This is a genomic window from Sorangium sp. So ce296 (assembly GCF_051529605.1).
GTDB lineage: Bacteria > Myxococcota_A > Polyangia > Polyangiales > Polyangiaceae > Sorangium > Sorangium cellulosum_D.
Map to the genome: position 1 here is coordinate 2,725,641 of NZ_CP150325.1, position 18,099 is coordinate 2,743,739.

The 18,099-nt window shown below is 69.8% G+C and carries 18 protein-coding genes; 5 read left to right on the top strand and 13 right to left on the bottom strand.

Annotated features, from left to right (window positions below; all coding sequences use genetic code 11):
- Positions 1 to 274: 274 nt before the first annotated feature.
- Positions 275 to 1,219: an AraC family transcriptional regulator gene (locus WME98_RS10325; protein WP_437951170.1), complete on the bottom strand. Its 945-nt coding sequence runs from the start codon at positions 1,217 to 1,219 to the stop codon at positions 275 to 277.
- Positions 1,220 to 1,311: 92 nt separating this feature from the next.
- On the opposite strand from WME98_RS10325, the gene WME98_RS10330 reads away from it, so the two are divergent.
- Positions 1,312 to 2,193 carry an NAD-dependent epimerase/dehydratase family protein gene (locus WME98_RS10330; protein WP_437951172.1) on the top strand — a complete coding sequence of 294 codons (882 nt, stop codon included), beginning with the start codon at positions 1,312 to 1,314 and terminating at the stop codon, positions 2,191 to 2,193.
- Positions 2,194 to 2,265: 72 nt separating this feature from the next.
- On the opposite strand, the gene WME98_RS10335 is transcribed toward WME98_RS10330, so the two are convergent.
- The 7 genes from WME98_RS10335 to WME98_RS10365 form a co-directional block, all read right to left on the bottom strand.
- Entirely contained in the window at positions 2,266 to 2,652 is a 387-nt protein-coding gene (locus tag WME98_RS10335; RefSeq protein ID WP_020739749.1) for a VOC family protein, read from the bottom strand.
- Between the two features lie 54 nt (positions 2,653 to 2,706).
- A complete protein-coding gene (locus WME98_RS10340; RefSeq protein WP_437951174.1) occupies positions 2,707 to 3,090 on the bottom strand; it encodes a helix-turn-helix transcriptional regulator in 384 nt (127 codons plus the stop codon).
- Between the two features lie 318 nt (positions 3,091 to 3,408).
- Positions 3,409 to 4,284, bottom strand: coding sequence for a putative glycoside hydrolase (locus WME98_RS10345; protein WP_061628475.1), 876 nt, complete (start codon positions 4,282 to 4,284; stop codon positions 3,409 to 3,411).
- Positions 4,285 to 4,550: 266 nt separating this feature from the next.
- Positions 4,551 to 5,717 carry an ABC transporter permease gene (locus WME98_RS10350; protein WP_020739752.1) on the bottom strand — a complete coding sequence of 389 codons (1,167 nt, stop codon included), beginning with the start codon at positions 5,715 to 5,717 and terminating at the stop codon, positions 4,551 to 4,553.
- Between the two features lie 52 nt (positions 5,718 to 5,769).
- Entirely contained in the window at positions 5,770 to 6,936 is a 1,167-nt protein-coding gene (locus WME98_RS10355; protein ID WP_437951177.1) for an ABC transporter permease, read from the bottom strand.
- Positions 6,933 to 7,631, bottom strand: coding sequence for an ABC transporter ATP-binding protein (locus WME98_RS10360; protein ID WP_061628477.1), 699 nt, complete (start codon positions 7,629 to 7,631; stop codon positions 6,933 to 6,935). The genes WME98_RS10355 and WME98_RS10360 overlap by 4 nt, the downstream gene beginning before the upstream one ends.
- Positions 7,628 to 8,857, bottom strand: a complete 1,230-nt coding sequence (locus WME98_RS10365; protein WP_061628478.1) for an efflux RND transporter periplasmic adaptor subunit — start codon at positions 8,855 to 8,857, stop codon at positions 7,628 to 7,630. The genes WME98_RS10360 and WME98_RS10365 overlap by 4 nt, the downstream gene beginning before the upstream one ends.
- A gap of 326 nt (positions 8,858 to 9,183) precedes the next feature.
- Between WME98_RS10365 and WME98_RS10370 the strand changes: the two genes are divergently transcribed.
- Together WME98_RS10370 and WME98_RS10375 are read left to right on the top strand one after the other, a co-directional pair.
- On the top strand, positions 9,184 to 9,381 hold the full coding sequence (locus WME98_RS10370; RefSeq protein WP_437951179.1) for a hypothetical protein: 198 nt from the start codon (positions 9,184 to 9,186) through the stop codon (positions 9,379 to 9,381).
- Positions 9,382 to 9,394: 13 nt separating this feature from the next.
- Positions 9,395 to 10,468 carry an NAD-dependent epimerase/dehydratase family protein gene (locus tag WME98_RS10375; protein ID WP_437951181.1) on the top strand — a complete coding sequence of 358 codons (1,074 nt, stop codon included), beginning with the start codon at positions 9,395 to 9,397 and terminating at the stop codon, positions 10,466 to 10,468.
- 1 nt (position 10,469) lies between these two features.
- Here the strand turns inward: WME98_RS10375 and WME98_RS10380 are convergent, their stop codons facing one another.
- The 3 genes from WME98_RS10380 to WME98_RS10390 all read right to left on the bottom strand — a co-directional run bounded on the left by WME98_RS10380 (position 10,470) and on the right by WME98_RS10390 (position 13,570).
- Entirely contained in the window at positions 10,470 to 11,516 is a 1,047-nt protein-coding gene (locus WME98_RS10380; protein ID WP_437951183.1) for a Kelch repeat-containing protein, read from the bottom strand.
- Positions 11,517 to 11,567: 51 nt separating this feature from the next.
- Complete coding sequence (locus WME98_RS10385; RefSeq protein WP_437951185.1) at positions 11,568 to 12,227, bottom strand: hypothetical protein; 660 nt, start codon at positions 12,225 to 12,227, stop codon at positions 11,568 to 11,570.
- Between the two features lie 92 nt (positions 12,228 to 12,319).
- On the bottom strand, positions 12,320 to 13,570 hold the full coding sequence (locus WME98_RS10390) for a cytochrome P450 (protein WP_437951187.1): 1,251 nt from the start codon (positions 13,568 to 13,570) through the stop codon (positions 12,320 to 12,322).
- Positions 13,571 to 13,747: 177 nt separating this feature from the next.
- Between WME98_RS10390 and WME98_RS10395 the strand changes: the two genes are divergently transcribed.
- A complete protein-coding gene (locus tag WME98_RS10395; protein ID WP_437951189.1) occupies positions 13,748 to 14,482 on the top strand; it encodes a TVP38/TMEM64 family protein in 735 nt (244 codons plus the stop codon).
- A 318-nt stretch (positions 14,483 to 14,800) separates the two neighbouring features.
- On the opposite strand, the gene WME98_RS10400 is transcribed toward WME98_RS10395, so the two are convergent.
- Entirely contained in the window at positions 14,801 to 15,088 is a 288-nt protein-coding gene (locus tag WME98_RS10400; RefSeq protein ID WP_437951191.1) for a hypothetical protein, read from the bottom strand.
- A gap of 32 nt (positions 15,089 to 15,120) precedes the next feature.
- Positions 15,121 to 15,465, bottom strand: coding sequence for a DUF4288 domain-containing protein (locus WME98_RS10405; protein ID WP_437951193.1), 345 nt, complete (start codon positions 15,463 to 15,465; stop codon positions 15,121 to 15,123).
- Positions 15,466 to 16,210: 745 nt separating this feature from the next.
- Here WME98_RS10405 and WME98_RS10410 point away from each other — a divergent pair.
- Positions 16,211 to 18,094, top strand: a complete 1,884-nt coding sequence (locus WME98_RS10410) for a hypothetical protein (protein WP_437951195.1) — start codon at positions 16,211 to 16,213, stop codon at positions 18,092 to 18,094.
- Positions 18,095 to 18,099: the final 5 nt, after the last annotated feature.

Below are 18,099 nucleotides of genomic sequence, written 5' to 3' on the forward strand. Positions count from 1 at the left end.
TGGCGGCGCCATGGCGCCCTCCGTGTCCGCCATCCTGATTGATCCTGGCTGCAGCTATCTCTGCCGCTGTTATCTTGCTTTGCTTTGTTGCTACCTCGACCTTGACCTTGTTGATACCTCTGTTGCTCTGTTGCTACCTCAACCTGGGTCGTGCTGCCCTCTGCTCCGTTGCTCTGTCTGGCTGGCTACCTCAACCCGGGACGGGTCCAACCTGGGTCAAGTCGTCTTCAACCCGGCCGGGTCCAACCTGGGTCGGGTCGTCTCGCGGGCTACCTCAACCCGGGACGGGTCCAACCTGGGTCGGGTCGTCTCGATAGGCTCCCGGGGAAATTCCGACCTCTCGACGGAATGCGACGCTGAAGGCGGCCTGGTCCCGGTAGCCCACGGACGACGCCACCTCGGCGAGGGCACGCTCGGGATGCTCCCGCAGCTTCTCCTTCGCCAATGCCATACGCCAGCGCATCAGGTGCCGGAGCGGGCTCTCCCCCACCTGCTCGCGAAATGCATGAGCGAAACCCGAGCGGCTCATGCCCGCCTGCCGCGCGAGCGACGCCACGGTCCACGTGCGCTCCGGCGCCAGGTAGAGCGCGTCTAGAGCGCGGGCGACGCGCTCGTCCGCGAGCGCGGCTCGAAAGGAGCCAGCAGGCGCGGGGCGCTCGAGCTCCGCGCGAATCGCCTGCAGCAGGAGCAGCTCCGCGAAGCGCGCGGCCATCACCGGTGCGCCAGGTCGCCGGACGTGCACCTCGTCGCGGATGCCGTCCAGGAGCCGGCCGAGACCGGGGACGGGCTCTCCGGAGCCGCCGTGAAGGAGCACCACCGAGGGCAGCGCGCGCAGCAGCAGCGACCTCCCGGCGCCGACGAGGCTCATGGCGGCGCAGAGCACCACCGTCCTCGCGCCGTCGCCGCCAAGCCGGCGCCGCACCGTCTGCGCACCCGGCGCAGGAGGCGCGAGCCAGCGCCCCTCGTCGTCGACCGGTGCCCCGGGTCGGTGCCGGAGGCAGTGGGGAACGCCGTGCGGCAAGAGCAGCAGGTCGCCCCGACCCACGTGAATCTCTCGCCCGTCGAGCTCCAGCCACATCTCGCCTTCGAGCAGGTGGTGGAGCAAGACGAGCTCTCGCCGGCCGACGCGGGCCCCCCAGGGGGCTCCGAGCTCGACACGGCCGAAGTGGCTGGCCTCGATGCGCACGTGGCGGAGCAGCGCGGTGAGGACATCCGGCATTGGACGATCGCAAAAGGAACCTGGACTCTACCACATGGATGACCCGCGGGGCGTCCGCCAGGCTTCGACCACCAACCCACAAGGAGCCAGACATGGACATCTTCATCACGGGCGCGAGCGGATTCATCGGTTCGGCGGTCGCCCGCGCCCTGGTCACGCGCGGACATCGCGTTCGCGGGCTCGCGCGCAGCGACGCGTCGGAGGCGACGGTTCGGGCCTGCGGAGCGGATCCGGTGCGGGGCGATCTCTACCAGCTGGACGTGCTCGCGCGCGAGGCGGCGGCCGGCGACGGCGTGGTGCACACCGCGGCCACGGCGGGGGAGGATCGCGCCGCCACGGACGCGGCGGCGGTCACCGCGATGCTCGCGGCCATGAACGGCGGCGCCTTCGTCACGACCACCGGGGCGCCGATGGCCCGATCCTCGCGGGTGCCCGTGTCGGAGGACGATACGGTCAACCCCGGTGGGCCGCTCGAGTGGCTGGTGGCGGCCGAGTCGCGCGTGCTCGGCGCGGCGGGGCTCCGCGGTCTGGTCGTGCGGCCTCCGATGGTCTACGGCGATGGCGCAGGCCCGGTGGCGGGCCTGGTGAGCGCCGCGCGCGCAGCGGGGGTGGCGCGCTATATCGATGACGGCACGAACCGCTGGTCCACCGTTCATGTGCGGGATCTGGCGGTGGCCTACGCCATGCTGCTGGAGTCGGACGCGGCGGGCGTGTTCCACGCCGCCGACGCGTCGCCCGAGCCGATGGCGACCCTCTTCTCGGCGATCGGCGATGTCGCCAGGGTGCCCGTGCGCTCGTGGAGCCTCGCCGAGGCCCGGGCCGCGCACGGGCTCATGGCAGGCTTCCTGGCCATGGACGCCGCCCTCGATCCGGCCAAGCTGCGCCGCCTCGGCTGGACGCCGCGCGTGGGAGAGGCGCTCGGAGGGATCTGTGGCGCGCTGCGCAACCCCGCGCAGGGGTACGGAGCCTCGTGAACCGCGCTCCAGGGCAGCAGCGGCGGACCCCGAGCTCTGCTGCTGGAGCGCCCGCAGAGCGGCGCTCGCTGGCTAGAGCGGCTGATAGAGCTGGATCAGGTTCCCGCAAGTGTCCGAGAACACCGCGATCATGACTGGGCCCATCGGGGTGGGCTCCTGCGTGAACGCGACCTGGCGCTCCTTGAGGCGCGCGAACTCGGCTCGCAGGTCGGTCACCTCGAACGCGGTGAGCGGGATGCCCTGCGCGAACATCGCCTGTTGGAACGTCTTCGCCGCCGGGTTGGCGTTCGGCTCCAGCACGAGCTCGACGTCGTCGGGGCCCTCCGGCGAGACCACGGTGATCCATCGATACTCCCCGACGGGGAGGTCGTTCTTCTTCTTGAACCCGAGCACCTCGGTGTAGAACTTCAGCGCTCGGTCCTGGTCCTCGACCATGATGCTGTTGAGCTTGATCTTCATCGTTTGCCTCGCTGAGCTGGCGGTTCTGGGCCGACTTTGCCAGGGTCGCCCGGCTCAGGCTTCTCGAAAACTGCGAAACGCCTCCGGCGGCAGGCGGCCCATCAGGCTGAGGCACCCCGGGACGAGCTCCCACGGGAGCTTCCCCGGCACCTGGACCATCGCGCGCAGCCGCCGCTGGTACGCCGAAGGCGGCATGCCGATGCGCTGCGCGAACAGAGCGCTGAAGCTGCCGAGGCTGGAGAATCCTACCTCCATGCACACGTCGGTCACGGAGTGCCGCCCGGCGGCCAGGAGCTGCTTGGCCAGGTCGAGGCGCTGCCGGATGCGATACTGGTGCGGGGTCACGCCGAACACGGCCTCGAACTGCCGGATGAAGTGATAAGGAGAGATCGCCGCCTCGCGGGCCACGTCCTCGATCGACAGCTTCGTGTCGTGCACCTCGGAAAGCAGGTCGCGTGCCCGACAGAGATTCCTCAGTGCGTCCTGTCCCAGCAGCATCGCCAGCGTCCACGATAGGCTGCGGCGGCAACGGGCACAAGCGGTGCAACCCGACCCGCGGGCTGGCGCAGCGAGACCTGCCCTGCGGGTCGCTGCCTCCGGGTCGCTGCCTCAACCCGGGTCGGGTGGGGCCAGGTGGGGCCAGCTCAACCCGACCGCCTCAACCCAGGTCCGGACACCTCAACCCCGGGCACCTCAACCCGGGTCGGGTCGCTGGTCGGCTCAACCCGGGTCGGGCTGCCGCTCAACCCGGTCGGGCTACCCCCCTGGCAGGAACGCGCTCTCCTCGTACGCGCTGCGGGCATTCCACGCCGCGTAGCCGGCGCAGCCGGCGTCCTCGATCGCCCGGATCTGCTCCCGAACATGCCACGGCGTATATTTGTACCGCCGCATCGGGCGCGAGCTGTCCAGGTCGAACGCCTGCACCCAGCTGCGCAGCAGCGCGATCCGCCCCGGCAGATCGGCCACCCTCTGCCAGCCGGCCGACAGCGACGCGTGGACGGTCTCGTACGGGTGATGGGCAGGGTTCGCGAGCCCGAAGCTGCCGGGCCCCCAGTGCGACGGGTACGGCATCGGCATCACGTAATCGAAGAGCTCCACCGCATCCTCCAGCCGCTGGCCCACGCCGTCCTGCGGCCCGAGGAGCGTGATCCCGAACAGATCCGCCGAAATCGGCCGCGACGCCGCGTCGCCGACCTCCGCGCGAAGGAACTCGAAGAAAGCGCGGATCGTCGGCGCCCTCTCCTCGACCGGCGTCCGCGACCGCGGCTCGCGCGCCGCGCCATAGCGCACGTAATCGTAATTCACCTCGTCGAAACCGACCTCGAACGCACGGAGCGAGATCTCCGCGATCTCTCGCCATCGCTCCTCCGAGCCTGGATCGTACCAGCCCCGCGGACCTCCCTTGAACGCGACCAGCCGGGCGATGAGGTAGATCCCGGCGTCGCGAAGAGCTCCCAGCCTGACCCTGGTGGCCTCGTCGCGATCCAGGAGAAGCGCTCCTCCATCCGACCGGACATCGATGACCAGGGAGTTCAGCTCCGTCCGCTGAACCAGGGAGGAGAGCCGATTCATCCGGTCCGCGCTCCTCCCTGCCGCGAAGTTCACGTAAATCGCCTTGGTGACCGTGGGCATGCCGTTCCCCCCGGCCAACGTAGAGCACGCCGCCGGCCACCCGCGCACGAGCCCCCTCGGCCAAGACACCGTTCCCGGCCGACACACCTCGCCCTCGCCGCCCCTTCGGCCCTCTCCCGCTCTCCCCCTCCCCGCCTCGCAACGCCGCCGCGCGCCCTTCGCTCAGGTCGCCAGGAAAGGGTGCTCCTGCATGTACGCCAGGCTCGTCTCGCGGCCTGGAATCCCGGCCACCCCCGAGCCCTCCCGCCGCCCGCGTCGCGCCCGAGCTACCCCCGCATCGCCTGGATCGGGCTGACCCGCGCCGCGCGCAGCGCCGGGAAGAAGCCGCCGAGCACGCCCATGATCACGGCGAGCAGCACCGACGCGATCAGGATCCCCGGCGTCGGCTCGAACGTGAACACGATCTCCGAGAAGCTCGCGAAATTGATCGTCGAGAACCGCACGAACCTCATCCCGAGCGCGGCGAGCACGCCGAGCGCCCCGCCGACCAGCGCGAGGAGGACCGACTCGATCAGGAACGACGTGAGGATGCTCAGCCGGGAGAAGCCGAGCGCCCGCAGCGTGCCTATCTCGCGCTGCCGGTTGGCGATCGACGCGTGCATCGTGATCATCGCGCCGATCATCGCGCCGATCGAGAAGAACACCGCGATGAGCACGCCCATCCCCTTGATGAACATGCTCGTCCCCTCGGACTGCTTCTCGTAATACTCGCTCTCGCGCATCACCTCGAGCCCGAGGTTCCGGTTCTGCTCGATCGACGCCTCGAACGCGTCGAACTTGCTCTCCGAGGCGAGCCGCGCGCGCACCGACGACACGCTCCCCTCCCGGCCGAACGCCGCGCGCGCCGTGTGCAGATCGGCCCAGACCTCGGACTCCGACGAGGAGCCGCCGTCCGAGAACACCCCGACCACCTTCACCGGCCGGTTCTTGCGGAGATCGAAGGACTCGCCGATCGACAGGCCCTTGAAGCGGCGGTAGATCGCCTGCCCCACGATCACCTCGTCCGTGCCCGGCTGCGCCGGCCGGCCCTCGACGATCTTCACCTGCGAGCGAAACGCGAGCACGTCGTCCGGCACGCCGCGCACCTGGACGTTCGAGACGCCGTCCGTGCCGAGCTTGTCGAGGAGGATCACCGCCACGACCTCCGCCGCGCCGTCCGGCTTGCCGTCCTGCCGCTTCGCCACCTCGGCGCTCGCCAGGATCAAGCCGATCTGCTGCTCCTCGACGCTGCTCGCCATCTCGACGTCCGATCCCTTCCGGATCACGATCGCGACGTCGCTCCGCGCCGTGCGCCCGAGCGTGCGCTCCACGCTGTTCGCGAGCATGAGCACCGAGGCGAACACGAACACCACGAGGCCGAGCCCCGCCGCCGTCGCGACGGTCGTCGTCTTGCGCACCACCAGATTCCGAACGTTGTAAGCGACGGGGATCATCAGCGCTCTCTCCCGCTTTCAGGTGTCCTGGACAGGCTCCGACGTCGCTCGCTCACGCCACGCGCCGGAGCGCGTCGGTGACCGAGAGCTTCGAGGCTTGGTGCGCCGGCAGGAGCGACGCGACCAGCGACAGCCCCATCGAGAGCAGCACCGCCATCACCATCGTCAAAGGATCGATCCGGAAATAAGGGAACATGCCGCCCATGTTCTCCTCCAGCCACCGCCCCATCCCGAGCTCGATGATCGGATAGGCGATCGCGAGCCCCACGAGCCCCGCCAGCAGCCCGGTGGTCGCCGCCTCCCCGATGATGAAGATCCGCACGTGCTTCGGCTCGAACCCGAGCGCGCGCAGCACGCCGTACTCCCGCGACCGCTCCCGGACGCCCATCGCGATCGTGTTGCCGAGGATCATCATCATGATGAGGAGGATGATGACGGACACCACGTTCAGCGCCGTCAGCACGGCCGACATCATCGCCATGAACGACATGTTCATCGCCCGCTCGCTCATCGTCGCCGTCTGGATGTCCTTCTCATCGAAGATCTTGTCGATCGCCGCGCTGATCTCCGCGCTCCGCGACGGATCGTCGATCCGCGCGGCCATCCAGCCGATCTGGTCGCGATCCCGCTCGGGGATCGACTCGTTCAGGTAATCGTAATGGAAGATGAACTGCGAGCGGTCGATCGACTTGCGCGACGCCGTGTAGATCCCCGAGACGTTGAACTGCCACGGCCCGGGGTAGATCGACCCCTCCAGCGTCACCGTGTCGCCCACCTTCACGCCGAGCCGCGTCGCGAGGACGTCGCCCACGATGGCGCCCTTGCGATCGGCCTGCCACCGCTCCATGTCCGCCGGCGAGACCACCATCTCGTCGTAGACCTTGAAGAACGTCGCCGACTCGACCGCCATCGAGCCGAAGAAATTGGTCGCGTCGCGCGGGTCCTTGCCGCCGAACCAGCTCATGAACGTCCCGTCCGTCACGCCGGGGACCTCGCGGAGCGTGGCCATGTAACGCTTCGGCAACGGGAGGATGAACGAGATCTTGTGCCGCGTCGCGATCCGGTCCTTCGCGGCGTAGTCGGCGGCGACGTTCCACGCCGTCAGCACCGTCCGGAGGAGCACGAACGCGAGCACCGCCACCGCCGCGCCGATCACGGTCAGCAGCGTCCTGAACTTGTTCCGGAGGACGTTCCTGGCGGCGACGGAGACGAGGTTCATGACAGGTTCCCCTTGTCGAGCCGGCGCGTCACCGTGGCGCGCTCGGCCGCTTGCGGATCGTGCGTGACCATCAGGATGGTCTTCTTGAACTCCTTGTTGAGCTTCTCCAGCAGCGTCAGGATCTCGTCGGCGCTCTTCCGATCGAGATCGCCGGTCGGCTCGTCCGCCACGATGATCGTCGGGTCGTTCACGATCGCCCGCGCGATCGCCACCCGCTGCTCCTGGCCGCCGGAGAGCTGCCGCGGATAATGGCCCATCCGCTCCTCCAGCCCGACCACGCGCAGCGCCGTCTGCGCGCGCTTCCGCCGCTCGGACGCCGACAGATCCGTGAGCAGGAGCGGCAGCTCGACGTTCTCGGCCGCGGTGAGGACCGGCATCAGGTTGTAGGCCTGGAAGATGAACCCCATCGTCCTCGACCGGAAGCGCGCCAGCTCGCCGTCGCTCATCCGCGTGAGCTCCTGCCCCGCCACGCGCGCCGTGCCGCGCGTCGGGCGATCGAGCCCGGCGATGAGGTTCAGGAGCGTCGACTTGCCCGAGCCCGAGGGGCCCATCAGCGCCTCGTACGACCCCTCCGGGATATCGAGCGTGATGTCGTCGAGCACCACGATCGGCTCCTTGTCGCGGAAATAGGTCTTGCCGACCCCTTGCAGCTCGACAATGGGCTTCGGCTTCCCGTCGCGATACCCCTCGGTCATTCGCTCCCCTTTCCCTTCTCCTTGATCTTCTGGCCGTCCGCGAGGTCGGCGGGCGGCTTGACCACGAGGCGCGCCCCCGGGGCCGGGCCGTCGAGCAGCTCCAGCCCCCCCGGCGCCGGCCCTCCCACCCGGATCGGCACCATCTTCGTCTGGCCCTGGTCGACCACGAACACCACCTTGGCGCCGGCCCGCTCGACCACCGCGGCCTCCGGCACGACCCGCTTCGGCGGCTCCTTCATCGCCTCTTCGGACAGCGCCTCCGCGAGGAAGCTCACCCGCGCGCTCATCTCCGGCAGCGCCTCCTTCGCCTCCCCGACGAACTTCACCTTGACCGGGATGGTCGCCTTGGCGCGGTTCACCCGCTTGCCGATCTCCAGCGTCGTGCACCGGTGGCGCTTCGACGGATACGCGTCGAGGACGACCTCGCAAGGCTTGCCGGGCTCGATGAGGTAAAGGCGCGTCTCCGGGACGTCGGTCTCGACGACGAGCGACGTGAAGTCGGCGATCTCGACGAGGCGCGGCAGCTCGAGGCCGACGACCTCCCCGACCTCCGGCGGCTTCGTCATGATCGTGCCGCTGATCGGCGCGACGATCTTCCGCTCGGCCAGCGTGACCCGGAGGCTCTCGACGTCGGCCGCCGCGGCTTTGACCTCGGCGTCGGCCGCCGCGGCCGACTGCGCGAGGGCGTTCATGCGCGCGGTCAGGTCCTCCATCGAGGCGCGGCCGGTCACCTGGCGCTCGACCAGCGCCCGCTCCCGAGCGACCTGCTGCTCCACCTCGGCGATGCTCGCCCGGGAGGCGGCGGCGCGCGCCCGCGCCGCGGCGACCTTGGCCTGGGCCGCGGCGACGAGGCTCTTCTGGTCGGCGTCCTCGAGCTCCACGAGCGGATCGCCCGCCTTCACCACGTCGCCTTCCTTCACGAACACCCGGGCGATGCGGCCCGGGATCCGGACCCCGACCCGGGAGACGACCTGCGGGACCACATACCCGGTCGACGTCACCGAGATCGAGGCCTGCGCGGGCGAGACCAGCGCGACCTCGGTGGTGGCGACCTCGGTCTTGAAGATCGCGCTCTGCGCCCTCGGCGCGACGAACACGGCGGCGCCGGCGACCGCCGCGAGCGCGAGCACGGCGACGAGCGCGGTGCGGAGCGGACTCCGCCGATCGGGATCGACGTCCCGCCGGATCCGGAGCGATGCGAGATCCGAGCTGAGCTGGTCGGACACGGCGCCTCCTTATCACGCTTCGGGCGTGGCGTTTATATTCTAACGTTAATTCCTGACACGCGGCGCCGGCCGCGCCCGACAGGCGCCCGCGACGCCGCGCCGCGACCGGCTCGCCGCTTTCCTCGCGGACCGGCGCACTGTGCCGTGGCAATCTGCACGTCCCGACTACAATGCGGCCTCGAGGAGCGGCGCCGCCGCGGCCGTCCGGAGCGGCGCCGGATGCCTCCGGCGCCGTCAAGACGCCGCCGGACGCCGTGCGCGCCGGTGCACCGCAACGCTGGTTAGTATGGCTACCTAACTATCGACCGTGGTACCCTGAAGGGCTCATGTCGAGGGAAAAGCACGGCTGTTGCCTCTGCGAGGGCGCTCACCGCCGGGCGGGCAAGCGCGTCGCCGCGTACGGCGCCCCGGCCAAGGGCAATACGCTCCCCAACCACCTCGGCATCGTCCCGGAGACGCTCGAGTCCATCGTCGACGGGGGCAAGTTCATCGTCCCGGTTCCAACTCCGACCGTCATCGGGTAAGGGAGCGAGCGACATGGATCGGCTCATCGAGGACGAGCTGCGGAGCCTCTCGGGCATGCTCGGCGACATCGCGCTCCGGTTCGAGGGGAAGACGGTGCTCATCACCGGCGCGGCCGGGTTCATCGGGGGCTACATCGTCGGCGTCCTCCAGGAGCTCAACCGCAGCCGGTTCCGCCGGCCCGCGCAGATCGTCGCGCTCGACAACCTCATCACCGGGACGAAGGAGAGCGGCTTCTTCGACCTCGGCGACCCGAACCTCGTCTTCGAGACGCACGACGTGACGAAGCCGTACCTGCGCGACATCAGGCCCGACTTCATCCTTCACGGCGCCGGCATCGCGTCTCCGGTGTACTACGCCCGGTACCCGCTCGAGACCATCACCGTGGCGGTCGACGGCATCCGCAACGTCCTCGATCTCGCGCGCCGCACGCGCCCCGAGGCGGTGCTGTATTTCAGCTCGAGCGAGATCTACGGAGATCCGGATCCCGCGTTCATCCCCACGCCGGAGGACTACCCCGGGCGCGTCTCGCCCACGGGGCTCCGCGCCTGCTACGACGAGTCGAAGCGCCTCGGCGAGACCCTCGCGATGGTCTATCACCGCCAGTTCGGCGTCCCGGTCACGGTCGTTCGCCCCTTCAACGTCTACGGCCCGGGGATGCGGCGCGACGACTCCCGCGTGCTGCCGAGCTTCCTGAACGCCGCGCTCGACCGGCGGCCCATCGAGATCCACCGCGGCGGGGCGCAGACGCGCACGTTCTGCTACGCGACCGACGCGGTGAACGGCTTCCTGCGGGTGCTGCTGCTCGGCCGCCCCGGCGAGGTCTACAACATCGGCTCCGACGCCGAGGAGATCACCATGCGCGATCTGGCGAAGAAGGTCGAGCAGGCCGCCGGCGAGCCGCTCGACATCGCGCTCGCGGGCTATCCGGAGGGGTATCCGGTGGGCGACCCGAACCGCCGCTGCCCGGACATCACCAAGGCGTCGAGGGAGCTCGGGTACGCGCCGACGATCTCACTCGAGCAGGGCCTCCCCCGGATGCTCGCCTGGTACCGGCTCCTCCGGAGCGTCGACCGGCCGAGCGGCTGAGTCACTGCGCCACGTCGACGGACTCGACGGACGCCGTGAGCTCGTTGTCCGCCGCGGAGCGCCCGCCGACGACGATCACCTCGCCGTCGCCCGGGCAGATCAGGGGGCTGAAGTAGCGGGTGAACGCGAGCTCTCCCGCGGGCTCCCAGCCGTCGCCGGCGTCGTTGAGCCGGAAGAGGCCGTCGGCGTAGTTGACGTAGAGGTCGTCTTCATCGTTGCACGCGGTCGCGCCGAATCCCTTGATCGGGATCTCCGAGGGGAGCTCGGGGCCTTCCGCCCACGTCTCGGTCTTCGTGTCGAACGAATAGACCGCGCCCGAGAACGACTGGTCCTCGCCGACGCCGCCCATGGCGTAGATCACGTCGCCGCGCCTCGCGACGCCCAGCGAGCGGAGCTTGAACGGCGGCTCCGGCATGGGGACCCACGTTGCGCCCGGCGTGGCCAGGTCGAGCATGAACCCTCCGGTCAGGAACTCTCCCGGCCCCTTGAGCTCCCAGCCCGCCACGACATAGAGGCGATCGCCCACGACGACGGCCCCGTGCCCCGAGCGCCCCTCGGGCATGTCCGGCAGCGCCTCCCACGCCCCGGCCTCCGGATCGTAGCGCTCCACGGTCGCCACCGAGGTGAGCGCTTCCGGCTCGCCGGCGGCGTTGTCGGCGCGGAGCCCGCCGACCCGGATCACGCGGCCGTCGACCACCGTGAGCGCCGTGCTCTCCAGGTGCTCGAAGGTCCCGAGGTCTTCCCACGCGCCGCCGGGCAAGAGCGAGAGGCGCCGGAACGCGCTCGACTGGTTCTCGGCCGCGAAGTCGCCGTCGCCGAGCTTTCCCCCGTAGGTATACAGCGTCTTGTCGACGAGGACGGCGCCGAACGAGCTGACCGCCTCGACGAGATCGGGGTAGTTGCGCGCCGTCTTCACCTCCGGCGCCCCGGGCTCCTCCTTCCCATCGACCGGCTGCACCCCCTCGTCGCCGCAGCCCAGGGCCATCAGCGCGCTCGCCGTGGCGAGCGCCAGGTACGTGAAACGGTGCGATCGATTCCGGTGCGACATCGTGACGGATCTCCTTCGGTCGAGAACGATTCGATGGATGACGGCATCCCCTCACTCGATCGCGGCTCCGTGCGCGATCCAGCGGCGGATGGTGTCTCTCTCGCCGGCGGAGAGCGGCTTGAGCGTCGGCGGCATGGCGAGGCCGCAGGTCTCGCGGCACGTGAGGATCTCGCACGCTAGCGTGCCGTCGATCTTGTGCATGAGGAAGCTGTGCTCCGGATCTCCCGGCGCCACGCGCTTCATCCCGACCGCGCCGCCGGCGTCGGCGTTCACGTTCTGTTCCCGGAGGGCGGCGAGCTCCGCGTCGCCGACCTGGTCGGGCGGCGTGTCCGCGGTCGGACCCAGGTAGGGCTGCAGGGACGAGCCGTTCTTGCGCGCGTGGCACGCGGCCCCGGTCGCGCACGAGCGCTGCAGCAGCGGCAGCACCTCCGCCCTGAAATCCACGGGCGCCCCCGGCTCGAACGCTTCGTAGTCGTAGCAGGACCCGCCGCCCTGCCCTCCTCTCCCCGCGCTCCCGCCCTGCCCTCCTCCCCCCGCGCTCCCGCCTTCTCCGTCACCGCCGGCCGGGGCGCCGGGAGCGCCGCGCTCGCCGCAGGCGCAGGCGAGCGCGACGGCGAGCGCGAGGAGACGGCCGAGCCGGGCGCCGCGCGACGGATGGCCGGCCGCGGCGCGCGGATCGTGCGCGAGGGCGTGCGAGCTGGCGAGCTGCATACGGAGGGTCGCCGGGGGTGGATCCGGCGATCGGTGCATACCAGAGCTCGAGGTGGACCGCGTCACCGCCGTCGAGACGGAAAACGGCTCTCTCAGGGCGTTGCGTCCCAGCGCGCGGCCAGGTGATCGAAGCCCCGGAACCCGATCGCCGCGGCCCGCACCGGCGGCTGATCCGGATCGAGGCGCAGGTTCGGCAGCCGCGCGAGCAGCTGCTCGAGCGCGACGCGGCCCTCGAGCCGCGCGAGCGGCGCGCCCAGGCAGAAGTGGGCGCCCCGGCCGAAGCTGAAGTGTCGATCGGCGTTCGCCCGGCAGGGGTTGAAGGCCGTCGGCCCGCTGAAGAGACCCTCGTCGTGGTTGGCCGAGCAGACCGCGAGCTGGACGATCGCGCCCGCCGGCAGCTTCACCCCGCCGAGCTCGACCTCCACCGTCGTGTGCCGCCCGATCCAGAGGAGCGGCCCGTCGAGCCGCAGCGTCTCCTCGATGACATCGCCGATCCGCGCCGGATCCTCGCGCACGGCGGCGAGGTGCGCTGGGCGCTCCAGCAACAGCACCAGCGCGTTGCCGATGAGGTGGAGCGTCGTCTCGTGCCCGGCCATGATCAGCTGCATGGGCAGGGCGATCAGCTCCTCCTCGCTGAGCTGCGCGCCGTCGTCGAGCTGCGCCCGGATCACCGCCGAGAGCAGGTCGTCGCCCAGGCTCCGCCGGCGCTCCGCGATCACCTCGGCGAAGTAACGCTGGAACGCGAGCAGCCCCTTCGCCGCCTCGACCATCCGCTCCAGCGGCTCCGCGTTCCAGACCAGCCGGATCCAGTCGTCGGACCAGCGCTTGAGCCGGGCGATGTCGGCGCGCGGCATGGCGAGCATGTCGCCGATCACGAACGCGGTGAACGGGAACGCGAACCGCTGGATCAGATCCGCCCGACCCTCGGCGGCGAAGCCGCCGATCAGCTCATCGGCGATGGCGCGGAGCTGCGGCTCCATCGCGGCGACCCGCTGAGGCGTGAATCCCTTGCTGACGAGGGCCCGCAGCCGCGTATGGTCGGGCGGATCGGTCGTGAGCATCGTCGGCAGCCGGGCGTTCGGGTCCCCGAGCAGGGCGACCACTTCCGGCGCCAGCGGGGTCCTGGGCTTCATCACGTTCTCCGAGGAGAAGCGCTCCGTGTCGCGCAGCGCCGTCAGGACGTCCTCGGGGCGCGTGACGAACCAGCTGTTCGCCGACGCATTGAAGAAGACGGGGGCGCCGCGTCGGGCCTCCGCATAGAACGGGTACGGATCGGCCGTGTGGCTGGGGTGGTAGAGGTCATGGGCGCCGACGGCGGCGCGCAGGTCGTCAGGGACGTTCATGCTAAGTTTCTCCTGCTCTAGCGAGATCGCGCGAACGAAGCGCGATCGCCCGGCGCCGGGGAGCCCCGGCCCGCGGGCGTCCATGGAGCTTATGCCGCTCGGGTCCGGAGGCATATACTCGGCCGCCGGCCGGCCCGCCCTCGCGGCGCGCCGACCCCTCCCCGGACTCGAGCCCGCATGCCCCCCTCCCCTGCATCGACCCCGCCTCCGGGGAGCCCCCACCTCCCCGGCGCTCCGGCGCGCTCGCGGCGCTCCTGGCTGGGGTGGGCCGGCTTCTCCTGCGTGCTCCTCCTGGCCATCCTCGTGCCCTTCTTCCTCTTCGCGGACCGCATCGAGGCGGCGGCGCGAGCGCTCCTCGCGTCGCCGCCCTCCGGCGTCGCAGCGGGGCTGGTGCTCGGGGGGCTCTTGGCGAGCGATGTGGTCTTGCCGGTGCCGTCCAGCTTCGTGAGCACGGCCGCGGGCGGCCTGCTCGGGTTCTGGCGCGGAACGGCCGTGTCGTGGGCGGGCATGATGGCGGGCGCGGGGCTCGGTTACCTGCTCGGCGCGCGGGCGGGGGCGCCGGCCTTGCAGCGGATGGTGGGGGCGTCGGAGCTCGCGCGGCTCACGCGCGCCGCCGAGCGGCACGGCCCCTGGTTCCTGCTCCTGTTCCGCGGCGTGCCGGTGCTCTCGGAGGCGTCGGTCGTCTTCGCGGGCGCGGGCCGCATGCCGCTCCGCGCGTTCTTCACGGTGACGGCCCTGGCCAACCTGGGCATCTCGGCCACCTACGCGGCCGTGGGGGCGTCCGCCGCGCGGCTCACGTCGGCGCTGCTGCTCTTCGCGGGGATCGTGCTGCTCCCGGGGATCGCGCTCCTGGTCGTCCGCGTGCCGGAGTGGCGGCGGAGGGCGGCGCAGAGGCGCGGCGCGTCCGGGTAGTTGCAGCAGAGCGCCGCGCCCGTTTGCGCCGGCATCAGGCCCTGCCCGCGTGCAACAGGATGAAGGCTGCGGCGCGAAGCACAATCGACAGGACGCAGAAAGGGGTGCCCAGGAGCGTGGCGGGGCGGCGCAGGAGCCGCACGATGGTAGGGCAGCGCACCGAATGTGGCGCAATCAGGGGCGGCGGCGCCGCTCAGGCGGGTCTGCGAGGCTGTGCAGGCAGGCGGCAGGGCTATTGGGCCAACGCGCTGCGGGTTACAGCACGGTGACTGTTCGCCAACCAGCTGGCTCGCGAACAGTCTCCGCGGTCGGTTCAAGCTATTTCTTGAAACGGTTGTCGTTCAGCAGCTTCCAAGCCTTCTTGTAGTCATATGTCTTCCCTTTTCGGATATCCTCAAGCCTCGTGCTCAACAAATGCGAGGGAAACACACGAAGGATCGATCCTTTGCAACATCGACCAATGAACGACATAGCCGTGTCTTGAGGATTTCTCCGCGCGTTGCAGCTTTGAGCCAGCGCGAGCGCCGGACCAGCGAAGGGCGCAACCGGCGTCAGTATCCCAAACAAGCTTGAGATCACGATGCCGACAATGACGACCGCGCGCATCTTCCTTCCTCCCCCCAGACGCCAACTATTGGTCAGTCAAGAGTACCGCCGAGCAACGGCTCAAACGCATAATACGCATCGTAGTTCGTGAAGTGCCGTGCGTATAGCTCCGCGCCGTCGTCCATCGTATCCGACAGAACACGGCTCACGTCCACGATTCGCTTCAGCTTCCAGCGAACATCCTGCCCTGCGACGTTGTCGTAGCACGTTTCTTTGTCTTTGCTGAGCTGCTCAGCGCGTGCGAGGGCCTGCTCATCGCTGTCGGCGCGTATGAGCACAAAACACTCTTCAAACATGGGTTTGAAGGATGGATCGGACGACCATGACTCGTAGAGGATGATGGCGACGTAGAGTTCGCCGTTTGCGTTGGATTCCATGATCAACCTCGTTTCCATGAGCAGCTTCGTTCCTGTCCGTGCTTCGTCCGAAGGGTGTAGCGTCTCGACGGACCGGTTCTACTTGTGGCTGCCTCGTCAGAAAGATGCACGGCCCTCCGCTTTGGGGTCGGTACGATTCGATGCTGGCGAGCTCGGGCTCCCCTCCGCGGGGCGAGACGGCGGCCGTCGGGGGGCGCCGTGGCGAGTTAGGGGGCCACGCCGACGCGGCCAGCCCTGGCCCTGGTGCCCGGCGGCGCTCGCGCTGTTCTTCGTCGGCGCAGCCGCGCGGCTCACGTCGGTGCTGCTGCTCTTCGCGGGGATCGTGCTGCTCCCGGGGATCGCGCTCCTGGTCGTCCGCTTGCCGGAGTGGCGGCGGAGGGCGGCGCAGAGGCGCGGCGCGTCCGGGTAGCGTGACGCACGGCTTCGACGGCTCGCGGTGCACCCCGGCCGACCCGGACCCGATCCACGTGGCCCACGTGGCCAAGATCGCGCAGCCGCGTGAGAATTTGGCGAAACCGACCCGGACGCAACGCGTAGCACCATCGAACGACGCGCCACGGGCCATCGCAGGCCGAGGCAGACGCCATGCGGCCGCCCGCGGTCGCTCCGGTCTCCGTGGCGCGTTGGAGGACCGATCGCTGCCACGCGGCTTGCCCCGCGGCTCAGCGAGGGGCTGTCCGGCTCGCCGTCTCCAGAGACGGCGGAGGCGAGCGGCGGTCCGCAATCCCACGAAGGAGATCATTTCATGCGACGTATGAGCTTCATGATAACGACCTCTTGCGCCCTCGTGCTCGGCGCCTGCGCGCAGGCGCCCGACGCGGACGAGCAGCTTTTCGATCAGGTGGGGCAGGCCCTCACGACCCCGGCGTCGGTGCTCGGGTTCGAGAGCCCCGCCGACTGGACGGTGACCGGCGCCACGAAGAGCGCGAGCGCCGACACCTCGCAGGGCGCCTCCGCGCTCGCGCTGCGGAGCTTCAACTTCGCGGAGCTCCGGTCCGCGCCGCTCTCGACCGTGTCGGGCGTGACATCGACCCTCGCCTTCGACCTGAAGCCGCCGGTCTCGCCCGCCTTCGGCACCGCGCAGCTCTATGTCGATATTCCGTCCCGCGGCGTCCATAGCGTCTACCTGGGCCAGGTGAGCCTCGCCGGGCTCGCCGCGGGCACGTACGCGCCGCTCTCGTTCAGCGTACCGGCGAGCATCGTCACCGCACTGCAACAGACCTACAGCGATCTGACGTTCAAGATCGCCTTGAACGTCCCGCACACGACCGTCGACTACCTGATCGACAACCTGCGCTTCGTGGGCGGCACGTCTGGCGTTCCCTCGAAGGTGGAGCTGCGCCTCTCGGACGCCGACGATCGGATCGCCGTCTCGGTCGGCGGCATCCAGCGGAGGATGTTCCACTTCGGCGAGTCGGACCTTGGCCAGCGCATCGACGTGAGCGACTGGTTCGGGAGCGGCGCCAACGATCTCCGCGTTCAGCTGCTCAACACCGGAGGCCCGGCGAGCGCCGGGGTCGAGCTCTGGGTGGACGACGCGCTCGTCGTGAGCGAGTCGTGCCCGGCGACGCTGTGCAACGGGTCGGACGTGTGGCGGGGGATCGTGTGGGATCGGACGTTCTCCGTGAACACCCCGAACCGGCCCGCGTTCCAGCCCGTCACCGTGACGGCTCAAGGCGCGACGCCCGGCAACGTGTATGTGAACGACGTCTTCACCGGTCGGACCACGCCCACCACCCTCTCGCTCCCACCGGGCGATTACACGATCGGCGTCGGGATCGGCAGCGAGCTGCCGCCGGCCGACTACACCGGCTCGTTCTACGAGCAGAACGTGACCGTCGGCTCCGCGCCCGTGAACGTCAACGCCACGGCGAGCGCGCCGCTCGGGATCCAGGAGGTGACGCGCATCGCGATCCTGCCCATCCGGAACAGCGTCAACTACGTCTCCTCGCTGGGCAGGCCGGACGCGTCGAACACGGGCGTGCTCTTCGAGGAGGACGTCGATGACCTCGTGGCGCAGGCCGAGGCGACCAACGAGCAATGGTTCCGGCCGCTGTCCTACGGGCTCGCGACCTGGGAGTTCGAGGTCCTGCCCACCATCGAGGACGTGCCGATCTACGAGAGGACACACGACGGGTGGGACACAACGCGCTTCCTGGCGGAGGCCGGGACCGCGCACCTGGCCAGCCAGTACGACATGATCGTGTATTTCTTCTCGCAGCACCGGGCCGACGGCTCCTCGGTCGATGACGTGTGCAACATCGTGTGGGCGTTCGACGGCACGAACGTCGGGTTCTCGACCAGCTACACCTCAGGGAAGCCGGACCTCCTGAACGCCGAGTTCCTTCACGAGGTGATGCACAACTACGAGGATTACAACGAGAACGCGCTGCGCTTCTACAACGGCATCGACGGCCTGCACGGCGGCCATCAGCACGGCTATTACGACAACTCCAACGGCGAGGTGAATTTCGTGCACTTCTATCGCCACCTCCTGCGCGGTCAGGTCGCCGAGCTCGGCGGCATGCGGATCGACATCGAGTGGCCGGCCATCGGGGCGGTATCGCCGAGCTCGGACCTCTACCTCGGCTTCTTCCCCGTCCTGCGCCACGGCTTCCGCGTGCCGTGACGCTG